Annotated in this window: 17 protein-coding genes and 2 pseudogenes; 11 read left to right on the top strand and 8 right to left on the bottom strand. The window is 71.6% G+C overall.

The features are described from left to right. Nucleotide 1: 1 nt before the first annotated feature. From ABZ896_RS13245 to ABZ896_RS13235, 3 genes are all read right to left on the bottom strand, one after another. The gene (locus tag ABZ896_RS13245) at nucleotides 2-1,606 is read right to left on the bottom strand and encodes an AMP-binding protein (protein ID WP_360926613.1); all 1,605 of its coding nucleotides are present in this window, start codon (nucleotides 1,604-1,606) and stop codon (nucleotides 2-4) included. A 20-nt stretch (nucleotides 1,607-1,626) separates the two neighbouring features. Continuing rightward, nucleotides 1,627-3,117, bottom strand: a complete 1,491-nt coding sequence (locus ABZ896_RS13240) for an aldehyde dehydrogenase family protein (protein ID WP_360926612.1) — start codon at nucleotides 3,115-3,117, stop codon at nucleotides 1,627-1,629. 122 nt (nucleotides 3,118-3,239) lie between these two features. Continuing rightward, entirely contained in the window at nucleotides 3,240-4,382 is a 1,143-nt protein-coding gene (locus tag ABZ896_RS13235; RefSeq protein ID WP_360926610.1) for an acyl-CoA dehydrogenase family protein, read from the bottom strand. An 85-nt stretch (nucleotides 4,383-4,467) separates the two neighbouring features. On the opposite strand from ABZ896_RS13235, the gene ABZ896_RS13230 reads away from it, so the two are divergent. The 6 genes and pseudogenes from ABZ896_RS13230 to ABZ896_RS13205 all read left to right on the top strand — a co-directional run bounded on the left by ABZ896_RS13230 (nucleotide 4,468) and on the right by ABZ896_RS13205 (nucleotide 11,445). Beyond that, nucleotides 4,468-5,223 (top strand): 3-oxoacyl-ACP reductase family protein, encoded by a 756-nt coding sequence (locus ABZ896_RS13230; RefSeq protein WP_360926608.1) that lies wholly within the window; start codon nucleotides 4,468-4,470, stop codon nucleotides 5,221-5,223. A 1-nt stretch (nucleotide 5,224) separates the two neighbouring features. Continuing rightward, entirely contained in the window at nucleotides 5,225-6,004 is a 780-nt protein-coding gene (locus tag ABZ896_RS13225; protein WP_360926606.1) for an enoyl-CoA hydratase/isomerase family protein, read from the top strand. Nucleotides 6,005-6,120: 116 nt separating this feature from the next. Then, nucleotides 6,121-6,342, top strand: a pseudogene (locus ABZ896_RS13220) (CoA transferase); the annotation flags it as partial. Nucleotides 6,343-6,392: 50 nt separating this feature from the next. Continuing rightward, nucleotides 6,393-9,617, top strand: a pseudogene (locus tag ABZ896_RS13215) (Pls/PosA family non-ribosomal peptide synthetase); the annotation flags it as partial. A 77-nt stretch (nucleotides 9,618-9,694) separates the two neighbouring features. Beyond that, entirely contained in the window at nucleotides 9,695-11,065 is a 1,371-nt protein-coding gene (locus ABZ896_RS13210; protein WP_360926604.1) for a M1 family metallopeptidase, read from the top strand. After that, the gene (locus tag ABZ896_RS13205) at nucleotides 11,062-11,445 is read left to right on the top strand and encodes a YchJ family protein (protein WP_360926601.1); all 384 of its coding nucleotides are present in this window, start codon (nucleotides 11,062-11,064) and stop codon (nucleotides 11,443-11,445) included. The genes ABZ896_RS13210 and ABZ896_RS13205 overlap by 4 nt, the downstream gene beginning before the upstream one ends. Here ABZ896_RS13205 and ABZ896_RS13200 read toward each other — a convergent pair whose 3' ends face one another. Then, a complete protein-coding gene (locus tag ABZ896_RS13200; protein WP_360926598.1) occupies nucleotides 11,446-12,147 on the bottom strand; it encodes a FadR/GntR family transcriptional regulator in 702 nt (233 codons plus the stop codon). It lies immediately after the preceding gene. Nucleotides 12,148-12,288: 141 nt separating this feature from the next. Here ABZ896_RS13200 and ABZ896_RS13195 point away from each other — a divergent pair, with 141 nt between their 5' ends. The 4 genes from ABZ896_RS13195 to ABZ896_RS13180 all read left to right on the top strand — a co-directional run bounded on the left by ABZ896_RS13195 (nucleotide 12,289) and on the right by ABZ896_RS13180 (nucleotide 16,628). Continuing rightward, nucleotides 12,289-12,795 (top strand): gluconokinase, encoded by a 507-nt coding sequence (locus ABZ896_RS13195; RefSeq protein WP_360926595.1) that lies wholly within the window; start codon nucleotides 12,289-12,291, stop codon nucleotides 12,793-12,795. Between the two features lie 47 nt (nucleotides 12,796-12,842). Then, nucleotides 12,843-14,240: a gluconate:H+ symporter gene (locus ABZ896_RS13190; protein ID WP_360926592.1), complete on the top strand. Its 1,398-nt coding sequence runs from the start codon at nucleotides 12,843-12,845 to the stop codon at nucleotides 14,238-14,240. A gap of 502 nt (nucleotides 14,241-14,742) precedes the next feature. Then, nucleotides 14,743-15,594 carry a hypothetical protein gene (locus ABZ896_RS13185; RefSeq protein ID WP_360926587.1) on the top strand — a complete coding sequence of 284 codons (852 nt, stop codon included), beginning with the start codon at nucleotides 14,743-14,745 and terminating at the stop codon, nucleotides 15,592-15,594. Further along, nucleotides 15,591-16,628, top strand: coding sequence for a hypothetical protein (locus ABZ896_RS13180; protein WP_360926584.1), 1,038 nt, complete (start codon nucleotides 15,591-15,593; stop codon nucleotides 16,626-16,628). Before ABZ896_RS13185 ends, ABZ896_RS13180 begins: the two co-directional genes overlap by 4 nt. Nucleotides 16,629-16,631: 3 nt before the next feature. Here ABZ896_RS13180 and ABZ896_RS13175 read toward each other — a convergent pair whose 3' ends face one another. The 4 genes from ABZ896_RS13175 to ABZ896_RS13160 form a co-directional block, all read right to left on the bottom strand. After that, nucleotides 16,632-17,255 (bottom strand): cytochrome b/b6 domain-containing protein, encoded by a 624-nt coding sequence (locus ABZ896_RS13175; RefSeq protein ID WP_360926581.1) that lies wholly within the window; start codon nucleotides 17,253-17,255, stop codon nucleotides 16,632-16,634. Then, nucleotides 17,239-17,967, bottom strand: coding sequence for a molybdopterin-dependent oxidoreductase (locus ABZ896_RS13170; RefSeq protein WP_360926578.1), 729 nt, complete (start codon nucleotides 17,965-17,967; stop codon nucleotides 17,239-17,241). Before ABZ896_RS13170 ends, ABZ896_RS13175 begins: the two co-directional genes overlap by 17 nt. Nucleotides 17,968-18,051: 84 nt before the next feature. After that, a complete protein-coding gene (locus ABZ896_RS13165; RefSeq protein WP_360926576.1) occupies nucleotides 18,052-19,590 on the bottom strand; it encodes an APC family permease in 1,539 nt (512 codons plus the stop codon). A gap of 27 nt (nucleotides 19,591-19,617) precedes the next feature. Next, nucleotides 19,618-20,568, bottom strand: a complete 951-nt coding sequence (locus ABZ896_RS13160) for a hypothetical protein (RefSeq protein ID WP_360926573.1) — start codon at nucleotides 20,566-20,568, stop codon at nucleotides 19,618-19,620. Between the two features lie 425 nt (nucleotides 20,569-20,993). On the opposite strand from ABZ896_RS13160, the gene ABZ896_RS13155 reads away from it, so the two are divergent. Next, nucleotides 20,994-21,887 (top strand): DMT family transporter, encoded by an 894-nt coding sequence (locus ABZ896_RS13155; protein WP_360926570.1) that lies wholly within the window; start codon nucleotides 20,994-20,996, stop codon nucleotides 21,885-21,887. Nucleotides 21,888-22,327 lie beyond the last annotated feature (440 nt).

The raw sequence follows: 22,327 nt of genomic DNA, 5'->3' as shown, positions 1-22,327 counted from the left end.
GTCACCGCCCCGCGCCGAGCGTGTCGCCGCCGGGATAGCCGCCACCGCCGAAGCGCTCGTCGAGCACCTCGTAGTCCTTGGCGTAGTCCTTGGTGCGCGGCAGGGCGTCGACGAACTCGACCGTCTTCGGTTTCTTGTACGAGGCGATGCGCGCCCGGCAGTGCTCGATGACGTCCGCCGCGGTGACCGGGTCGGCACCCGGCTGGAGCACCACGACGGCCTTGACGTCCTGCGCCCAGCGCTCGTTGGGCACGCCGATCACTGCCGCCTCCTTCACCGCGGGGTGGGACTCGATGCAGTTCTCCACCTCGGCCGGGAAGATGTTCTCCGCGGCCGACTTGAGCATGCGGGTCGTCGTCCCGAGGAAGCTGATCGTGCCGTCGGGCTCGCGCCGGCCGAGGTCGGTGGTGTGCCACCAGCCGAAGCGGAAGCGTTCCTCGTTGATCTCGGGCCGGTTCCAGTAGCCGAGGTGCACGAGGTCACCGCGGACACAGATCTCGCCGGCCTCGCCGACCGCGCACTCCTTGCCGGTGCCGTCCAGGATGCGTACGGCGGTGAAGGGGCCGGGGCGTCCCGCGTTGCCGGTGCCCGCGTCGCCGTAGGCGCCGGTCACCGCGAAGCCGGTCACCTCGGTCTGCCCGTAACCGCGGCCCATGCCGCCGCCGTTGCGGGTGAAGCGGCTCTGGTCGGTGGGGACGGTGCCCTCCCAGAGCTGTGCGGCGACGCTCGCGCGCAGGTGGGAGAGGTCGTGTCCTGCCTCGCGGTTGAGGGCGACGAGCTGGGCGATGGTCGGGGGCATCAGGTAGGCGTGGGTGCACTTCTCGCCCGCCAGCAGCGGGAGCAGTTCCTCGGCGACCACGCGGCGCACGACCACGTTCTTGCCGCCGTGGACGAAGGCCGGGACGCCCCAGAACTGGTAGTTGCCGATGTGGAACATGGGACCGGCGCCGAGGAAGGACGTCTCCGTGCCGATGTCCCCCATCCAGGCGGCGCTCGCGCCCATGGCGAGCAGGTTGCGGTGCGAGAGCATCGAGCCGGACTGCCGGCCGGAGATCGCCGCGGTGTAGATGACCAGGAGCGCGGAGTCGGGGTCGACGTCGGCGACCGGGTCCTCGGGCGACCCGGAGGCGAGGAAGGACTCGTAGGAGTCGGCGCCCTCGGCGTCGTGCCGCAGCCACAACGCCCGGTGGTCGCTGCCGAGTTCGGCGCGCGCCTTGGCGACCGTGTCGCCGATCTCCTCGTCCTGCCAGACGACGACCTTGGGGTCGAAGTCCTCGACGGCGAAGGCCATCTCGGGTGCTGCCCAGCGCCAGTAGCCGGGGCAGACCATGGCGCCGATCTTCGCGGCGGCGCCGAGCAGCTCCCAGATCCGGAAGGAGTTCTGGCCCAGCCACAGGATGCGGTCGCCGGAGCCGACGCCCGCGTCCGTGAGGGCGCCTGCGAGTCGGTTGGTGCGCTCGTCCAACTGGGGCCAGGTCAGCCGGACGTCGCCGTCGACGAGGGCGACTGCGTCGGGGAAGGACCGTCGGTGCTCACGGATGATGTCGCCGAACGTCAGACGGCGGACGCGGGGGTCTGGGGGTTCTCCCCCGGAAAAACTCGGCACGTCGTTGCTCCCAAAGTTGGTCAGACGCGGCCGATGCCGACGCCCTTCACGTTGATGAACTCGTCCAGACCGGCCTTGCCGCCTTCCCGCCCGAACCCGCTGATGCCGACGCCACCAAACGGTGTGGCAGGCGAAGTGATGGGATTCGGCCCGGGGTTGACATAGACCGTCCCCGCCTTCAGGCGCGGCACCAGGCGGTTGACGCGCGCGATGTCGCGGGACTGGATGTAGGCGGACAGGCCGTACTCGGTGTCGTTGGCCAGGGCGACGGCCTGGTCCTCGGTGTCGAACGGGGTGATGGCCAGGACCGGTCCGAAGATCTCCTGCTGGGCGAGGTCGCTGCGGTTGTCGACGTCCGCGAAGACGGTCGGAGTCACGAAGTAGCCGTCTGAGTCGATGCGTTCGCCGCCGTACACGAGCCGCCCGGCACGGTCCCCGACCGCCTTGTCGACCATTCCCTGGACGCGGTCGCGGGCGGCCGCGTTGATGAGGGGTCCTATGTACGTCGTCGGGTCGAGCGGGTCGCCCACGGGAAGGTGGGCGATCACCCCGGTGACCCGCGCGATGACCTCGTCGTAGATCGGGCGCTCCACCAGGAGCCGGGTGGGCAGGGCGCAGCCCTGGCCCGTGTTGCTCATGGCGAAGGCCGCGCAGTACGGGACGACGGTGTCCAGGTCGGTGTCGGCGAAGAGGAGGTTGGCGGACTTGCCGCCCAGCTCGAACACGACCGGCTTGAGGCTCAGCGCTGCGTCGGCCATGATGCGGCGCGCGGTGGCGGGGCCGCCGGTGAAGGAGATCTTGTCGACGCCGGGGTGGGTCACCAGGGCCGATCCCGCGTCGCCGAGCCCGGTGACGACGTTGACGACGCCCTCGGGGATGCCGGCCTCGCGGGCCAGGTCGGCGAAGAGCAGCGCGGAGAACGGTGTGGACTCGGCCGGTTTGATGACCACGGTGTTGCCGGCGGCGAGCGACGGCGGGACCTTCATGGCCAGCGACAGCGCGGGCGAGTTCCAGGTGATGATGTGGCCAATGACGCCGTACGGCTCGGCGATGGTGTACTCGACGTTCTCGTGCGGGCTGTAGGCCGCACCGACCATGCCCTCGATCTTGTCGGCCCAGCCCGCGTAGTACTCGGTCCACTCGGCGACGTGCGGTCCGACGTTCTCCGCCCAGCCGCCGATGCACACGCCGTTCTCCAGCGGGCAGATCGCCGCGAAGTCGGGGATGTGGTCGCGCAGGAGCCCGGCGAAGCGGGTGAGCAGTCGGCGGCGCTCCGCGGGGCGCATGGTGCCCCACACCTCGAAGGCCTGGCGGGCGGCCGCGACCGCCTGGTCCACCTCGGTGGGCCCGGCCAGCGGAATGTGGGCCTGGACGAGACCGGTGGCCGGGTTGCGGTGCTCGTACAGACCACCGCTGGTGTCGGTGACGTCCTTGCCGCCGATGACCAGGCGCGGCTGCGGCAGGTCGCGCTCCGCTCTTTCCTGGTGCAGCTCCACATCGACCGTGACCACGGGTACCTCCTAGAGACCGCGCGACACTGCGCACATCCAGGTTAAATAGCTAACCTATTAAGCCAAGCTAGTCAATAAGTTCAGGGCTCCGGGTCGCGGCCTACGGGGCTCCGGGTCGCGGCCTAAAGACCCAGCGACCGCCCGATGATCTCCAGCATGATCTCCGAGGTCCCCCCGAAGACCCGCTGGACCCGGGCATCGCGCCAGATGCGCGCGATCTCGTACTCGTTGACGTATCCGTAGCCGCCGAAGAGCTGCATGCAGCGGTCGATGACCTCCCAGCCGGTCTCGGAGGTCCAGTACTTGGCGGCGGCGGCCTCGTCGGGGGTCAGTTCGCCCTGGATCAGGGCCATGATGCAGCCGTCCAGGTACACGCGGGCGGCGTTCAGCTTCGCCCTGATGTCGGCGAGCGCGAACCGGTTGGCCTGGAACTCCCCGATGGGCTGCCCGAAGGCGGTGCGTGTCTTGGCGTAGTCCAGCGCCAGCACGTAGGCCCGCTCGGCGGCCGCAAGAGAGGAGACGGCGATGGCCAGCCGTTCGGTGGGGAGGTTACCCATCATGTGGTAGAAACCGCGGCCCTCCTCTCCGATGAGGTTCTCGGCGGGAACACGGACCTCGTGGAAGAACAGCTCAGCGGTGTCCTGGGCCTTCATGCCGACCTTGTCGAGCTTGCGTCCGCGCTCGAAGCCCTCGGCTCCGCGCTCGACGACGATCAGACTGATGCCCTTATGGCCGGCCTCCGGGTCGGTCTTGCAGGCGACGATCACCAGGTCGGCCAGGATGCCGTTGGTGATGAAGGTCTTGGAGCCGTCGATCACCCACTCGTCGCCGTCCCGGCGGGCGGTGGTGCGAATGGCCTTGAGGTCGGACCCGGCGGAGGGCTCCGACAGCGCGAGCGCGCAGATCGTCTCGCCGCTGATCACCCCGGGGAGCCAGCGAGCCTTCTGCTCAGGTGTGGTGAGGTTCATCAGATAGGGCGGCAGGACGTCGTTCTGCAACCCGAGTCCGATGCCGACCGAGCTGGTGGCCGCCATCTCCTCGGCCATGATGGCGTTGTAGCGGAAATCCCGGACGCCCTGGCCGCCGTACTCCTCGGGGAACTGCCAGCCGATGAGTCCGGCCTTGCCCGCCGCCGCCCACGCGGCCCGGCTCACCTGACCGTCGCGCTCCCACTGCTCGGCGTACGGGGCGCATTCGCGCAGGTAGAAGGTGCGGGCGGTCTCGCGGAACAGCTCATGTTCCTCGGTGAAGATCGTTCGGCGCATGCTCGACTCCACTCAGGCATCTCGCTTATTTAGCTGAAGTAGTTATACGATAGCGCTGTATCCAGACCTGGGCGAGGGAGGGCGCGTGAGCGTACGGGACAAGGTGGCACTCGTCACCGGAGCGGGACGCGGCATCGGCGAGGCGATCGCCGACCGGCTCGCCGCCCAGGGAGCCGCGGTCGCCGTCTGCGACCTGGACGCTGAGGCCGCCGCCAAGGTCGCGGGCAGACTCGTCGAGCGGTACGGGGTGCGGGCGACGGGGGTCGGCGCGGACATCTCCGACAGCGCGGCCGTGCACGCGGCCGTGGAGCGGGTGACCGTCGAGCTCGGTCCGGTGGACGTCCTGGTCAACAACGCGGCCGTCGACGTCATCGGCCGCTTCGTCGACAGCGCCGAGGACACCTGGAACCGGATCATCGACGTCAATCTGCGCGGCACGATCACGGTGACCCGGGCCGTTCTGGACTCGATGATCGAGAGCGGGGGCGGCCGGATCGTGCACATCGCCTCGGACGCCGGCCGCGTCGGCTCGTCCGGCGAGGTGGTGTACTCCGCGACGAAGGGCGGGGTCATCGCCTTCGGCAAGGCGCTGGCCCGCGAGGTCGCCCGGCACGGCATCACCGTCAACAGCGTCTGCCCGGGTCCGACCGACACCGCCCTGCTCGGCCAGGTCGCCGACTACAGCCAGAAGATGTACGACGCGACCGTGCGGGCCATCCCGCTGCGCCGCGTCGCCCGGCCCGACGAGATCGCCGGTGTGGTGGCCTTCCTCGCGTCCGACGACGCCGCCTACATGACCGGGCAGACGCTCTCGGTCAGCGGCGGACTGACGATGGTCTGAGGTGAGCGACGTGCTGCGTACTGAACTCCGCGATGGAATCGCCGTGTTGACGCTCGACCGGCCCGGGCAGCTCAACGCCCTGGGATCCGAGACCGCCGACCAGCTGAAGCAGGCTCTCGCCGACCTCCGCGACAACGACGACGTGCGCGCCCTGGTCGTCACCGGTGCGGGACGGGCCTTCTCGGCCGGTGCCGACCTCGGTGAGATCGAGTCGTTCACGACACCCGGGCAGTTCCGGGCCTTCGTGGGGCGCCTGACCGAGGCGTTCGCGCTCCTGGAGGACTTCCCCAAGCCGTCGGTCGTCGCCCTCCACGGGTTCGCCTTCGGCGGCGGCCTGGAGCTGGCTCTCGCCTGCGACCTGCGGGTGGCCGAGCGCGGCACCCGGCTGGGCCTGCCCGAGATGAAGCTCGGCGTCCTGCCGGGCGCGGGCGGCACCCAGCGGCTGCCCCGCCTCCTGCCGCCCGCGATCGCCAAGCAGATGATCCTCACCGGCGAGCCGATCGACGCGGAGCGGGCGCACGCGCTCGGACTCGTCAACGAACTCGCCGAACCCGGCGGCGCGCTCAAGACCGCCGAAGCCCTGGCCGCGAAGCTCACCGCCGGGGCCCCGCTCGCGCTCGCGGCCGGAAAACGGCTCATCGACTACGGGCTCGGCATGGACCTGGAGGCGGCGATCGCGTACGAGCGCGAGACCGTCGCGGTGCTGTTCAGCACCGAGGACCGGGCCGAGGGACTCAAGGCCTTCCGGGAACGCCGACCGGGCGACTTCCGCGGCGTGTAGCAGGCGTACGGCAGGGGTGTTGAACGGGGGTTTTGAGCAGGGGTGTTGAGACGTCCCGACTGATCTGGAGGTGGGCCGTGCGGCCACTTGAGGGCTATTCCGTAGTCGAGTTGGGCATGTGGGTGGCGGCACCGGCCGCGGCCACCATGCTCGCCGACTGGGGCGCGGACGTGGTGAAGGTGGAGGCGCCGACCGGCGACCCCAACCGCTACACGCTCAAGCATGTCGGGCAGGACATCGACGGCGCTCCCCCGTTCGAGACCGACAACCGCGGCAAGCGCGGGATCGTCCTCGACCTGCGCTCGCCGGAGGGCAAGGACGTACTGGAGCGGCTGCTGGAACGCGCCGACGTGTTCGTCACCAACCTCCGCCCGGGCGCCCTGGAGCGGCGGGGCTGTCGGTCGCCTTCGACGCCTCCTGCGAGGAGATGTGGCTGGCCTGGCGCTACGGCGCCTGTCTGGTGCCGGTACCGCGCTCCCAGGTCAGGAGCGGTGCCGATCTCGGGCCCTGGCTGGTCGAGCAGGAGATCACCGTCGTCTCGACGGTGCCGACGCTGGCCGCGCTGTGGGAGCCGGAGGCCCTGAACGACGTACGGCTGCTGATCTTCGGTGGAGAGGCGTGCCCGCCCGAGCTGGCGCAGCGGCTGGTCACCGAGGGGCGCGAGGTGTGGAACACGTACGGGCCCACCGAGGCGACCGTCGTGGCCTGTGCCGCGCTGATGACCGGCGAGGAGCCGATCCGGATCGGGCTGCCGCTGGACGGCTGGGAGCTGGCCGTCGTCGACGAGGCCGGGGAGCCCGTGCCGATGGGCGCGAGCGGGCAGTTGGTGATCGGCGGGGTCGGGCTCGCCCGGTACCTGGACGCCGAGAAGGACGCGGAGAAGTACGCGCCGCTGGAGTCGCTGGGCTGGGAGCGGGCGTACCGCAGCGGTGACCTCGTGCGCGCCGACGCCGAGGGGCTGGTCTTCCTCGGACGGGCCGACGAGCAGATCAAGCTCGGCGGGCGGCGGATCGAGCTGGGTGAAGTCGACGCGGCGCTCCAGGCGTTGCCGGGTGTCGCGGGGGCCGCGGCCGCCGTACGGACCGCGCGCAGCGGCAACCAGCTCCTCGTCGGGTATGTCGTCACGCAGGACGGCTGGGACCAGGCGGCCGCCGTGGAGAAACTGCGCGCCGAACTGCCCGCCGCGCTGGTGCCGTTGCTGGCCCCGGTCGCGGAACTGCCCACCCGGACCTCCGGCAAGGTCGACCGCAACGCCCTGCCCTGGCCGCTGGAGGGGCTCGAAACCGCCGTAAAGACAGAGGAGTTGTACGGCACCGAGGCGTGGCTGGCCGAGCAGTGGACGGAAGTCCTCGGCATCCCGGTCACCGGTGCCCGTGACGACTTCTTCGCGATCGGCGGATCCAGCCTGGCCGCCGCCCAGTTGACCACGCGGCTGCGCACCCGCTACCCGAGCGCGGCCGTCCTCGACATCTACCAGCAGCCCGTGCTGCGGAAGTTGGCGCGCAGGCTGGAGGAGTCTGCGCAGGACGACGGGGCCGCGCGGGTGATCGCGCCGGTGCCCTTGAAGGCTCAGCTGGTCCAACTCCTCGTTCTGCTCCCCCTGTTCACGCTGCTCGGGCTGCGGTGGCTGGTGCCGCTCGCCGCGCTCGGGAATGTCCTCGGACTGGCATGGCTGCCGAGCGCCTCCTGGTGGCTGGTCGGGGCCGGGGCGCTGCTCCTCTTCAGTCCGCCCGGACGGCTCGCGATCGCGGCGGGCGGGGCGCGGCTGCTCCTGCGGGGCGTCCAGCCGGGCCGCCACCCGCGCGGTGGCAGCGTCCACCTCCGTCTCTGGACCGCCGAGCGGCTCGCGGAGTTCAGCGGGGCGACCTCGCTGACCGGCTCCTGGCTGGAGCGGTACGCGCGGGCGCTGGGCGCCAAGGTCGGCCAGGACGTGGATCTGCACTCGCTGCCGCCGGTGACCGGCATGCTCAAGCTGGGCCGGGGCGCGGCCGTGGAGTCCGAGGTGGACCTGTCCGGCTGGTGGCTGGACGGGGACCGGCTGGAGATCGGCCAGGTCAAGGTGGGTGCGCACGCCGTCGTCGGCACGCGCAGCATGCTCTTCCCGGGCGCCCGGGTCGGCAAGCGGGCCGAGGTGGCTCCCGGTTCCGCGGTGACCGGGCAGATCCCGACCGGCCAGCGCTGGGCGGGCGCGCCCGCGGTCAAGCTCGGCAAGGCCAAGCGCAACTGGCCGAAGGAGCGGCCGGTGCGGGGCACGTGGTGGCGGGTGATGTACGGCGTCACGGGCTTCGCGCTCAGTGCCCTGCCGGTGCTCGCGGCCGGGGCGGCGCTGCTCACGGCCCGCGTCTTCGTCGACCCGGCGGACCCGACCGTCCCGAGCGTCGCCCTGGCCCTGGTCCCGGCCACGCTCGCCTTCGGGCTCGCGTACGCGCTGCTGCTCCTGGTCGCCGTACGGCTGCTGAGCCTGGGGCTGCGTGAGGGAACGTATCCGACGCACAGCCGGATCGGGTGGCAGGCCTGGACCGTGACGCAGCTGATGGACCGCTCGCGCGAGACGCTCTTCCCGCTGTACGCCGGGCTGGTCACGCCGGTGTGGCTGCGGCTGCTCGGGATGCGGATCGGGCGCGGTGCCGAGGTGTCGACCGTGCTCGCGCTGCCGAGCCTGACGACGGTCGGCGAGGGCGCGTTCCTGGCAGACGACACCCTGACCGCGCCGTACGAACTGGGCGGTGGCTGGGTGCGGATAGGGCGTGCGGAGATCGGGCGGCGGGCGTTCCTCGGGAACTCCGGGATGACCGCGCCGGGGCGGACCGTGCCGGACGGCGGTCTGGTGGGCGTGCTGTCGGCGACGCCGAAGAAGGCGAAGAAGGGCACGTCGTACCTCGGGCTGCCGCCGGTGAAGCTGCCGCGCAGCGCGGCCGGGGGCGACCAGAGCCGGACGTACGAACCGCCGGCGCGGCTGCTGTGGGCGCGCGGTCTTGTGGAGCTGTGCCGGATCGTGCCGGTGTTCTGCTCAGCGGGGCTCGCGGTGCTGACCGTGGCCGCGCTGTGTGTGCTGGGGGCGTGGGCCTGGCTGCTGGCGGGCGTGGTGCTGCTTGCCGCCGGTGCGGCCGCGGGGCTCGTGTCGATCGTCGCGAAGTGGCTGCTGGTGGGGCGGCACCGCAGTGGGGAGCACCCGCTGTGGAGCGGCTTCGTGTGGCGCAACGAGCTGGCGGACACCTTCGTCGAGGTGCTCGCGGTGCCGTGGCTGGCGGGATCCGTGCCCGGTACGCCGGTGCTGACGGCGTGGCTGCGCGGGCTCGGCGCGAAGATCGGCAAGGGCGTCTGGGTGGAGAGCTACTGGCTGCCGGAGACGGATCTGGTACGCCTTGAGGACGCGTCGACGGTCAACCGGGGCTGTGTGCTCCAGACCCACCTCTTCCACGACCGGATCTTGCGGACGGATACTGTTGTTCTCCGTGAGGGCGCCACACTGGGCCCTGGCGGGATCGTGCTGCCCGGCAGCACGGTCGGGGCCCGCACCACGCTGGGTCCCGCGTCGCTCGTCATGGCCGCGGAGTCCGTCCCGGACGACACCCGCTGGCTCGGCAACCCGATCGAGGCATGGCGTCCCTGAACGCGGGCCACTCGGATCCGGTGAGCGGTGCACCGGCGGCTTGGAGTGGCGACGCAGCGCAGGGAGCAGAAGCGGCAGTGGCAGTTCAGCAGGCGGCGGGTTCGGACCCGTACTTCCCGGACCACGGTGATTCCCGGTACCGGGTGCACCGGTACGAGCTCACGCTGGACTACCGCCCCGCACCCAACCGGCTGGCGGGCGCGGCCCGGATCAACGCCATAGCGGGCCGCTCGCCGCTGGCCGAGTTCTCGCTGAACCTCGCCGACTTCAAGGTCGGCCGGGTGCGGGTGGACGGCCGGCAGCCGCACTACTCGCACCGCGGCGGCAAGCTGCGGATCCGCCCGGCCAAGCCGGTCCGGCCGGGCGCCGCGTTCACGGTCGAGGTGCACTGGGCGGGCAACCCCAAGCCGGTGAGCAGCCCTTGGGGCGGGCTCGGCTGGGAGGAGCTGGAGGACGGGGCGCTGGTGGCGAGCCAGCCGATCGGGGCGCCGTCCTGGTACCCGTGCAACGACCGGCCCGCCGACAAGGCGTCGTACCAGATCTCGGTCACCACGCCGTCGGCGTACGCGGTGGTGGCGGGCGGGCGGCTGTTGACCCGTACGACGAAGGCGTCCACGACGACCTGGGTGTACGAGCAGGCGGCCCCCACGTCCAGCTATCTCGTCGGGCTCGCGATCGGCAAGTACCAGACGGTGCTGCTGGGCGACCCGGGCCCGGGCGGGGTGCCACAGCACGGGCACATCCCGGCGCATCTACTGCCGGAGTTCTCACGGGACTTCGCGCGGCAGCCGCAGATGATGGAGCTGTTCCAGGAGCTGTTCGGGCCCTACCCGTTCGACGAGTACGCGGTCGTGGTGACCGACGAGGAGCTCGATGTCCCCGTCGAGGCCCAGGGGTTGTCGCTGTTCGGCGCCAACCACGTGGACGGCGCCCGGGGTTCGGAGCGGCTGGTGGCGCACGAGCTGGCGCACCAGTGGTTCGGCAACAGCGTGTCCATCGCCGACTGGCGGCACATCTGGCTGAACGAGGGGTTCGCCAAGTACGCCGAGTGGCTGTGGTCGGAGCGGTCGGGGGGCCGTACGGCCCAGCAACTGGCCGCCGTGGCGCACCGGTTGCTGTCCGGGCAGCCGCAGGACCTGAAGCTGGCCGACCCCGGCCGCAAGACGATGTTCGACGACCGGCTCTACCAGCGCGGCGGCCTCGCGCTGCACGCGGTGCGGTGCGCGATGGGCGACGAGGCGTTCTTCCGCATGCTGCGCGGGTGGGCGGGGCTGCACCGGGGCGGTGCGGTGACGACGGCGACGCTCCGGTCCCACGTGAACCGCTTCGCGGACGAGCCCCTGGACGACGTGTTCGAGAAGTGGGTCCACGGGACGGCGCTGCCGCCGCTGCCGGCACAGATCCCGGCGCGGCCCACGCATCCGCCGACCAACACCAGGCAGGGGTGACCGTGGCCCGACGTGCCCTTTGTCCGTGCGGCTCGCCGGAGGCGTACGACGTGTGCTGCGGCCGCTTCCACCGGGGCACGGCCGCCGCGCCGACCGCCGAGGCGTTGATGCGGTCGCGGTACAGCGCGTTCGTGAAGGGGCACCGGGACTACCTGGTGCGTACCTGGCACCCCCGGACCCGTCCCGGCTCGCTGGAGCTGGATCCGGGGATGCGCTGGACGGGTCTGGAGATTCTCGCCACGACCGACGGCTCGGCTTTCCACACGACCGGCACGGTGACGTTCCGGGCCTCTTTCAAGGGCGGTTCGCTGCACGAGCGCAGTCGGTTCGAGCGGGTCGACGGGGCCTGGGTGTACGTCGACGGGGAGTTCCTGGAGTGACTAGGGCGCCAGGATGTCGAGTTCCTGGAGTGCGCCCACGGTGATCTCGCGGGTCAGTTCCTCCGCGCGGGTCGCGTCGCCGCCGCGGATCGCCTCCGCGAGCTGGACGTGGAGGGTGACGGCGGCCGGGTCGGGGTCCTCGAACATGACCTCGTGGTGGGTACGTCCGGTGAGGACCTCCGCGACGAGGTCGCCCAGGTGGGCGAACATCTCGTTGCCCGAGGCGTGCAGGATCACCCGGTGGAAGGCGATGTCGTGGAAGAGATAGCCCTCCAGCTGACGTCCGCGTGAGTGAGCGACCATGCCGAGCGCGCACTCGGTGAGCTCCGCGCACTGCTCCGCCGTCGCGTTCTTCGCGGCCAGGCCCGCCGCCACCGGCTCGATCGCCGAGCGCAGCACGGTCAGCGAGCGCAGCTGCCGCGGGCGGTCGGCGCCGGCCAGCCGCCAGCGGATGACCTGCGGGTCGTAGACGTTCCACTCGGACGCCGGGCGGACGGTCACGCCCACGCGGCGGCGGGACTCGACGAGGTGCATCGACTCCAGGACCCGGACCGCCTCGCGCATCACCGAGCGTGAGACGTCGAAGCGCTGGGCCAGCTCGTCGGTGCGCAGAACGCTGCCCGGCGGGTACTCGCCCGCGGTGATCGCGGGGCCGAGGGATTCCAGTACGTGGCCGTGCAGCCCCCGGCCGGATGTGCTCATGCACTCAGCGTACGGGGCGTGTCACACCGCGAAAAAGTCAGACTTATTTGTCACAGACTCTTGAATAGTCGTATCTAATCGGTTTCAGTTGCGTGCACAACAGTCGAAGAAGACAGCGTCGAAGAAGACAGCGAGGCAGCGATGAACACCCCCCATGTCGTCGTGGTCATGGGCGTCGCGGGCACCGGGAAGACCACCGTCGGCCCGCTGCTCGCCGCGCGGCTCGGCGTCCCGTACGCCGAGGGCGACGACTTCCACCCGCCGGCCAACATCGCCAAGATGTCGGCGGGCACCCCGCTGACCGACGAGGACCGGTGGCCGTGGCTGGACGCCATCGGTTCGTGGGCGCACGGGCGGGCGGGGCTCGGCGGGGTCGTCAGCTGCTCGGCGCTGAAGCGGTCGTACCGCGACCGGCTGCGGGCCGCCGCGCCCGGCGTCGTCTTCGTGCACCTGGCGGGCGACCGGGCCCTCATCGAGGACCGGATGTCCCATCGGCAGGGGCACTTCATGCCCACCGCCCTGCTCGACTCGCAGTTCGCCACGCTCCAGCCCCTCCAGGAGGACGAGGCCGGGATCGCGGTGGACGTGTCGGGCAGCCCCGAGGAGATCACCGGCCGGGCCGCGAAGGCGCTCACCGAACTCCCGTAACCCCCCTCCCCCCCGTAGCAACCCCCCGTACCTGCAAGGGAATCCCCGTGACCAGACTCAGTGTCGAGATGCTGGCAGCGGACGCGCCCGAGCCGATCACCTCGGCCGGCCACGCGCAGCTGGGCATCGCCGTCCTGGCGGGCATCGCCGTCATCGTCCTGCTCATCACGAAGTTCAAGCTCCACGCGTTCCTGTCGCTGACCCTCGGCACGCTCGTGCTCGGCGCGGTCGCCGGGGCGCCGCTCGACAAGGCCATCGCCAGCTTCACCACCGGTCTCGGCACCACGGTGGCCGGCGTGGGCGTGCTGATCGCGCTCGGCGCGATCCTCGGCAAGATGCTCGCCGACTCGGGTGGCGCCGACCAGATCGTCGACACGATCCTCGCGAAGGCGGGCGGCCGTTCGATGCCGTGGGCGATGGTCCTCATCGCCTCCGTGATCGGCCTGCCGCTCTTCTTCGAGGTCGGCGTGGTGCTGCTGATCCCGGTCGTGCTGATGGTCGCCAAGCGCGGCAACTACTCGCTGATGCGCATCGGCATCCCGGCCCTCGCGGGCCTCTCGGTGATGCACGGCCTGGTGCCGCCGCACCCGGGCCCGCTGGTCGCGATCGACGCGGTCGACGCCAACCTCGGTGTCACGCTCGCGCTCGGTGTCCTGGTCGCCATCCCGACGGTGATCATCGCGGGGCCGCTGTTCTCGCGGTACGCGGCCCGCTGGGTGGACGTGCCGGCGCCGGACCGGATGATCCCGCAGCGGGTCTCGGAGGACCTGGAGAAGCGGCCCGGCTTCGGTCCGACCCTCGCCACGATTCTCCTGCCGGTCGTCCTGATGCTCTCCAAGGCCCTCGTCGACATCGTGATCGACGACCCGGAGAACACCGTGCAGCGGGTCTTCGACGTCGTCGGCTCGCCGATGATCGCCCTGCTCGCCTCGGTCCTCGTGGGCATCTTCACCTTGCTGCGGCCCGCCGGCTTCGGCAAGGAGCGGCTCTCCCCGCTCGTCGAGAAGGGTCTCGCGCCCATCGCCGGCATCCTGCTGATCGTCGGCGCGGGCGGCGGCTTCAAGCAGACGCTGATCGACTCCGGTGTGGGTCAGATGGTCCTGGACATCTCCAAGGACTGGTCGATCCCGGCGCTGCTGCTGGCCTGGCTGATCGCGGTGGCGATCCGGCTCGCGACCGGCTCGGCGACGGTGGCCACGATCTCCGCGGCCGGTCTGGTCGCCCCGCTCGCGGAGGGCATGTCGACCGGGGAGACGGCCCTGCTGGTCCTCGCCATCGGCGCCGGGTCGCTCTTCTTCAGCCATGTCAACGACGCGGGCTTCTGGCTGGTCAAGGAGTACTTCGGCCTGGACGTCGGCCAGACCCTCAAGACCTGGTCGATCATGGAGACCATCATCTCGGTGGTCGCGGGCGGTCTGGTCCTGCTGCTCTCGTTGGTCATCTAGCGGTTCTACGCCCTGTGTTGCGGCTCCCACGGCCCATCCTCCCCGCGAGGACGGGCCGTTCCGCTTTCCCCCTCCGGCATCCGTTCGCCCCTGCTTTCGCAGCCTGGGCCAAGTCGCTTCCCCGGCACGGAGGTTCGTCCCATCATGAGGTGACCTGACAACGGGGGGCGTCATGGCGATCTCACTCGGGATGCGCGTATCGGGGTTACTTCTCGCGGGAACGCTGGTGATCGGGACGGCGGCGGCCTGCGGGGGAGGCGGGGACGACCGCTCCGGAGGGTCCGGGGAGACCAGTGTGTCGGGAGGGGTTTCCGGGGGCGGGGAGGACGGGGGCGGGAGCGGGGGGTCGGGGGAATCCGACGGCTCTGGTGGTTCTGGCAGTTCTGGCGGTTCTGACAGCTCCGGTGGTTCCAGCGCTTCTGGGGGTTCCGGGGACTCCAGTGTTTCGGGTGGTTCGGAGGGTTCCGGCGGCTCTGGTGGTTCCGGCGGTTCCGGTGGGGGCATGCCGACGTGGAGGCCCTCCGACGACGCGGGCGGTGGCGGTGCGGGTGGGGGTGGCGGGAGCAGCGGGGGCGGTTCCGGCGGCGGGGGTGGGGGCTCCGGCTCCGGCGGTAGCAGTTCCGGGGGCAGTGGGCCAGGTCCCGTGGAGAAGCCCAACTGGCTGCGGCCGGGCCCGCGTTCGCCCAACACCGAGCAGTCGCCGGACCCCGAGTTCATCTACGACGAACTCGGGCGGAAGCCCGGCGAGTGCGCGGCCACGCTGGGGATCATCGAGTCCCAACCGGACAAGGCCGACCCCGCGTGGCAGGTGCTGAGCGGTCTGGCCCATGTCTGTCTCGCGGTCCAGGGCCAGAGCGGCGGCACCTGGGACAAGGCGGCCGAACACTACGCCGCCGCCAAGGGGGGCGCCGACACCTGCAAGGGGCAGGCCGCGTACGCCGTGCTCGGTGACTTGCTGCGGTTCCACCGACAACACCCTTCGGCCACCGACGAGTTGAGCGGTTCCGACCAGACCGGTGGCAAGGCGGTCTGCACCTTCCGGATCGTCAAGGCGACCCCCGCCGAGGTGAAAGCGGGCGACCAGATCACCGTCCAGGTCAGCGGTGCCCCTTTCAGTCCCGAGGACCTGGTCTCCGTCTCGGTCGGGAACTTCCTCGTCGGTGGCGCGCAACCGCCGGACGGACTCACGTTCGTCGAGGGGTCGCAGTCCAAGGACCGGTTCTCCTTCACCACCACGGTCCCCTCCTTCGCCACCTATCCGCGGATCGTCGACGTCTGGATGAAGTACGGCGTCGAGGACACCCTCGAGAAGGCCTTCACCGTCGTGGACCCGAACCCCACGACGGCCCCGTGACCGCCCCCGCCCCCCTGCCCCGTCTCCGAAGGGCACTGGCCCGCGCGGGCGCGAGACTCGGCCGTACGACATCCCCGCCCCAGCCCGATCCACCCGCACCGGATCCCCCACCACCCGCTCCCCCGCCACCCGCACCGCCCACTCCCCCGCCGGACCCCACACCGCCCGCACCGGCACCCCCGCCTCCTCGCCCGCCCGAACCCCGCAGCTGGCTGGAGCTGATCGGTACCGTCGGCTCGTTCCTCTCCCTCTTCACCGCCGTCCTCTTCTACTTCGGCTGGGCCAGCACGGACCAGGAGACCCGTGCTCTGGGCCTCAGGGACACCCTCTTCCGGCTCTCCACCGCCGACTACCTCCTGCGCAGCGTCGACGCCCTGTACTTCCCGGTCCTCGCCCTGGCCGCCGCCTCGATGGTCGCGGCCGTGCTGCACCGCAGGGTCCAGCGGGACCCGGAGCGGGCGGCGGCCGTGCTGCGTGTCCTGCGGCACGCCTGGCTGCCCGCGCTGCTGCTGGGCTTTCTGTACTACCTGTCGCCGAGCCTGCTCGACCTGCTCGTCCCGCTCGCCGCGCTCGTCGGCGTGCTGCTCAGCGCGTACGCCCGCACCCGGCCGGACCCCGGAGAGGAGTCCCGGCGGCAGGCGGCCGCGCGGATCTGGGCGCCCGCGCTCCTCGTGGCCGTCGTCGCCCTGTTCTGGGCGGTGTACGCGTACGCCGGGATCGTCGGCCGGGCCCGGGCCGCCGAGACGGCCGCCACCGTGGACGGCGGCTTCCCCGTGGTCGTCGTGTTCAGCGAGCAGGATCTGCTGATCCGCGGTGGCGGCAGCTGTGTCGCGGCCGTGGCGGAGAAGGGCAGCCCGTACCACTTCCGGTACGCCGGGCTGCGTCTGTTCCACGTCTCCGGCGACCGGCTGTTCCTTGTCCCCCGCCACTGGTCCCCGTCGGACGGCACGCTGTACGTGCTGCGCGAGGGGGATCCGGGGCTGCGGGTGGAGTACGTCAGCGGGGCGGAGCGCCGGCGGACCGAGTGCCCGTAGGGCTCACGGCCGCCACAGGGGATGTTCGCGTTCCGCCCACTCGCGGCTCACGTCCCCGGTCCTGAGTCCTCGCCGGGCCTCCGGATCGCCCAGCGCCATGCCGATGTGGCCGGCCAGGACGATGCCGAGAGTGAGGGCGAGCCAGTCGTGGACGAAGGTCGCGCTGGTGCGCCACTGGATGGGGGTGAGGTGGGTGAACCACATCAGCAGGCCGGTGCCGAGCATCACCAGGGTCGCGCCGGCGATCCAGGCCGCGTAGATCTTCTGGCCCGCGTTGAACTTGGCCGCCGGGCGCGAGGACCGGCGCTTGTCGCGGCGCAGGGCGGCGCGCAGCCAGACGCGGTCGTGTGGGCCGAAGCGGTTGAGGTGGCCGAGGTCGGCGCGGAAGGCGCGGGAGACGAGGCCGGCCAGGACCGGGACCGGGAGCGCCAGGCCGGCCCACTCGTGGATACGGACCACCAGCTCGCGGCGGCCGACGAGTTCGGCGAACTGGGGGATGTAGAGACAGGCCGCCGTCGCCACGCACACGCCCATCAGCGCGGCGGTCGTGCGGTGCACCCACTTCTGGGCGCGGCCGAAGCGCCGGATGCGGGACTCCAGCCGGGGCGCGTCAGTTCGTAGGCTCATCGTCCCGCCCGTTCGACTTGCCCACCCACGCGTCCACGTCGTAGCCGCGCTCCTCCCAGTAGCCCGGCTCCACGTCCTCGGTGACGGTGATGCCGGAGAGCCACTTGGCGGACTTGTAGAAGTACATCGGGGCCACGTAGAGGCGGACCGGGCCGCCGTGGTTGTGGCCGATCTCCTTGTCCTGCATGCGCAGGGCGACCAGGACGTCCGAGCGGCGGGCCTGGTCGAGGGTGAGGCTCTCGGTGTACGCCCCGTCGAAGCAGCTGAAGCGGACGGCGCCCGCCTTGGCGGTCACTCCGGCGGCGTCCAGCAGCGCGGAGAGTCGTACGCCTTCGAAGGGCGTGTCCGGGACCCGCCAGCCGGTCACGCACTGGACGTCCTTGACCAGCCGGGTCTGGGGCAGGGCGCGCAGGTCGGCCAGGGTGTACTCGCGCGGTGTCGCGACCAGGCCGTCGACCTTCAGCCGGTAGTTCGCGGCGTTCTTGTGCGGCACCGAGGACGTCACCGAGTAGTAGCGGAAGCCGCCGCCGTTGGGGAGCAGGCCCGTCAGACCGGTGGGGTCCTTGTCGGCGGCGCTGCCGAGGAAGGCCTCCAGGCCGCGTTGCAGGGTGGGCGCGGCGACCACGCCGAGCGCGCCCAGGCCGAGGGTGCCGAGGAGGACGCGGCGGCCGACCGGGGCGCCGCGCTCCTCCTCGGGTTGTCCGGAGTTCACGTTCCCATTCGAACACCCGCGACCCCGGCGCGACCAGGAATCGCGGATGCCGTCAGACTTCCGTAACCAGTTCTCACCGGGCTCTCAGAGTGAGGACGTCTCCCCCGCCGCCTTCTCCAGCTGGAACGCCTCGTTGCCGAGGCCGATGCGGGCGTGGGCCTCGGGGTTGCGGGCACGCAGGACCAGGCCCTGCACCAGGCCGGCCACCAGGGCGAGCAGGACGATGCCGGGCAGGATCCAGCTCAGCGCGGAGTCCGGACCCAGGCCCACGAGCACGTCGAAGTCCTTGACCGTGTACCCGGCGATGACGAGCAGGGCGATCCCGGCGAGCGCGGAGGTGACCAGGCGCCAGGCCTGGGCGCCGGCGGCACCGCGGCGGGCGAAGAAGACGATGACCGAGACGGAGGCCGCGGCCATCAGCACGATCACGCCGAGGGCGCCGATGTTCCCGCCCCAGGTGAACAGGTGCAGGATCGGCTCGGTGGGGTCGCCGGTCGGCTTGTCGTCGGCGATGGCGAAGCCGACGACGATCACGAGCGCGACGACCGTCTGGAGCAGCGAACCGGTGCCGGGGGCGCCGCTGGAGCTCCGCGTACGGCCGAAGGCGGCGGGGAGCAGGCCCTCGCGGCCCATGGCGAAGGTGTAGCGGGCGACGACGTTGTGGAAGCTGAGCATGGCCGCGAACATGCCGGTCACGAACAGCACGTGCAGGACGTCGGTGAAGGTGGCGCCGAGGCGGGACTCGGTGAGGCCGAAGAGCAGTCCGGCGCTCTGTTTCTGCGACTCGCCGACGATCGCCGAGGGCCCGGTGGCCACGGTGAGCGCCCAGCTGCTGATCGCGAAGAAGACGGCGACCCCGGCGACCGCGCTGAACATCACGCGGGGCACCAGGACGTCCGGGCGGTTGGTCTCCTCGGCGTACACGGGGGCCTGTTCGAAGCCGACGAAGGCGCCGAAGCAGAAGCAGAGCGCGGTGCCCAGCCCCGCGCCGGTGAGGGTGTCCGGGTTGAAGGCGTGCAGGGACAGGCCCTCCTTCGCCGGGTCGGCGACGGCGGCGATGTCGAAGATGACGACGAGGGCCACCTCGATCACCAGCAGGACGCCGAGCAGGCGCGCGTTGACGTCGACCTTCAGCCAGCCGAGCGCGCCCACCACCAGCGCGGCCACCAGGGCCGGTATCCACCAGGCGATGCTCAGGTCGGCGTAGGTGGCGAAGAGGCCGGAGACCTCGAAGCCGAAGAGGCCGTAGATGGCGATCTGGAAGCCGTTGTAGGCGACGAGGGCGACCAGGGCCGCCCCGGCACCGGCCGTACCGCCGAGGCCGCGGGAGATGTAGGCGTAGAAGGCGCCCGCGTTGTGCACGTGCCGGCTCATCTCGGCGTAGCCGAAGCTGAAGAGGATCAGGACCACGCCGATGAGGACGTAGAGGATCGGCTGTCCGATGATGCCGACCACCGCGAATGTAGTGGGCATGACACCCGCGACGACCAGCAGGGGCGCGGTCGAGGCGAGGACGGAGAGCAGCAGGCCCCCGGTGCCGAGGCGGTCGGCGCGCAGGGCCCGGTCCTGACCCTTGAAGGTGCTGATGTCGGGTCTGCTCGCGGGGGAACTCTCAGTGGTCATGGCGTCCTTCATGGGTCTCGGGGGGTGTCACACCGCGCCGAGCGCACTGTCGCGCGCGGCACGGAAGGCGGAGTACGGCTCGCGGTCGGGATAGGACCAGGGGGCCGGGGTCGGGTGGTCGCCGATGCGGTGGAAGAGGGCGGCGGCCTCGGCCACCCGGCCCTCGCAGAACTTGGCGTGCGCGAGGAAGTTGAGGTCGACCAGCCGGCGGGGGTGCCCCTCCTGCTCCCACTCCAGCCACCAGTCGAAGGCCGACTTCATCACCTGCCGGGCCCGGCGGCCGGCCCAGTGGCCGGAGGCGACCGGGTCGCCCGGCTCGTGCCCGCCCCCGGCCAGCACCCGGTAGCGCTCGGCGTGCGCGATGACCGGCAGGATCGCCAGCGGGGAGTCGGCGGGGGCCTGCTCGGCGGCCCAGTTGGCGAAGTCGTAGACCTCGTGCAGCGGGTCGGGGCCCACCTCGGAGCGGTGCTCGGCGAGCCGGGCGACCATCAGGTGGTGGGCGTGGTGGTGGTCGGCGTGCCGTGTCCGCAGCTGGTCGAAGACCTGGGAGACCACGTCCGCCGCGCCGAGGTCGCGCTCCAGCATGAGCAGGCCGAGCCAGGGGGTGGGGTCGGCGGGCGCGAGCGCGGCCGCGGTCCGGCAGGCCTCGCGGGCCGTGTCCGGCTTCCCCTTGCCCCGCCGGACCCGCTCGACGAGGGCGAGGGCGAGCAGGGTGGCGGCCTCGGCGGAGTCCGGTTCGGCGAGCAGCCAGTCGCGGGCCCAGGCCTCCGTGGAGGGCTCGGCGGCGAGCACGGTGACCCGGTGGCCCCGGCGGTCCCAGTCGTCACCGGTGCGCACCAGCAGCGCCCGGACCGCCTGCCAGCGTCCCTGTGCCAGGGCGGCGCGCGCCTCGACGAGTTCGGTGTCGTCGAGGGCCGCGTCGAAGGCGTGGGCAGCACGCTTCCGGCTCAGGCCGAAGGGTGGCGGGGGTGGGGACACCGTGGGTGTTTTCCTCACGGAAAGCGATTCGTGGTGGGCGGGGGCGTCAGCCGACGGGAGCATCGGCGACTGCTGCGGACCGCCATGGACTGATCACGCACAGCCAACCGCCCGCCCATGGTTCACGTCAAGGCCCACAGGCGTATTACACGCGTCAACTCTCCATGTCTGAGAGGGAATTGTGAGGAACTGATGCTGGTGGGACCCGGTCAAGGTGCTGCTCCTGTGGCGTACGCCATGGCGTCCCGCGCGGGCTGCCCGCACCATGACGGGACGGTCGCGCCGACGGCCTCGACCGACAGGGCGCGGTGACCATGAGTCGACGGCCCGGATCCGGGTACTCCCAGGGGCAAGCCGGGCCCTGGGGCGCTACAGTCGGCCACTACGCACCCCGCCACCCCGGCCCGATGATCGAGGTACGCAGCGTGTCGGTTCTGGTTCTGACTCTCGCCGTGAGCGCCGCCTGTTGCCTGGGCTTCGGGTTCGTGCTCCAGCAGAACGCCGCGCGCCAGGCACCACTGAGCGACTTCCTCTCGCCGCGCCTGCTGCTCGACCTGATGCGGGTGCCGCGCTGGCTCGGCGGTATCGCCCTGATGGTGGCGGGCATGGTCCTGGGCGCGATCGCGCTGGGGCGGGGCGAGATCTCGCTGGTCGAGCCGCTGCTCGCCACGAACCTGCTGTTCGCCCTCGCGCTCTCCCGCAGACAGACCAGGCAGCCGCTCGGGCGCCAGGGCTGGGCGGGCCTCGCGCTGCTCGCCGGCGGGGTGACCGCGTTCATCGTGGCGGGCGAGCCGCGCGGCGGCAGCGCGGTGACCGACCCCTTCCGGCACTGGCTGATCATCGGCGCGATGATCGGCCTCGCCCTGCTGCTCACCACGTACGCCAAGCGGTCCCGGCTGAGCGCCGGGCCCGTCCTGCTCGCCCTCGCGGCCGGTCTCCTCTACGGCGTCCAGGACGCCCTCACCCGGGTCAGCGGCCAGCGCTTCTCCGAGGGCGGCCTCGCCGAGCTGCTGACCGGCTGGCAGCCGTACGGCGTGCTGGCCCTCGGGATCACCGGGCTCGTCCTGGTCCAGAGCGCGTTCGAGACGGCGCCGCTGCGGATGTCACTCCCCGCCCTGACCGCGGCCCAGCCGCTCGCCGGGATCCTCTGCGGGGTCGGCTTCCTCGGCGACCGCCTGCGCACCGACACCGGCGCACTGGCCTGGGAGGCGGCGGGCCTCGCGGCGATCGTCACCGGCATCGTCCTGCTGGGCCTGCACCCGGCGATGCCGAGCGGGGCGGGGGCGGCGCGCCGGAAGCGGGATCTGCAACCGAGCTGAGCGGGCGGGGGGCTGCGCGGGCGGGGCCAGATCCTGACGGGCAGGGCCGGAGAACTGGGCGCGCGGCGCAAGGGATCCTGGGCACGTGGGGCCGAGGAGATGGGCGGGCGAAGCCGGAGAGCGGAACGGGCGCCGCAAGGGAGCCTGGGCACGCTGAGCCGAGGAACTGAGCGCGTGGAGCCCGAGAGCCGAGCAGACAAACCCGGAGAGCTGAGGGGGCGGAGGCGGGGAGCCGAGCGCGTCGAGCCGGAGAGCCGAGGCGGGCAAACCCGGAGGGCCGAGCGCGCCGAGCCGAAGAGCCGAAGCAGACAAACCCGGAGGGCCGAGCGCGCCGAGCCGAAGAGCCGAAGCAGACAAACCCGGAGGGCCGAGCGCGCCGAGCCGAAGAGCCGAAGCAGACAAACCCGGAGGGCCGAGCGCGCCGAGCCGAAGAGCCGAAG

The organism is Streptomyces sp. NPDC047072 (assembly GCF_040643855.1).
In the GTDB taxonomy this organism is placed as follows: Bacteria; Actinomycetota; Actinomycetes; order Streptomycetales; family Streptomycetaceae; genus Streptomyces.
Note: the sequence above shows the minus strand (reverse complement) of the source record. Positions and strands in the feature narration are given on the sequence as shown.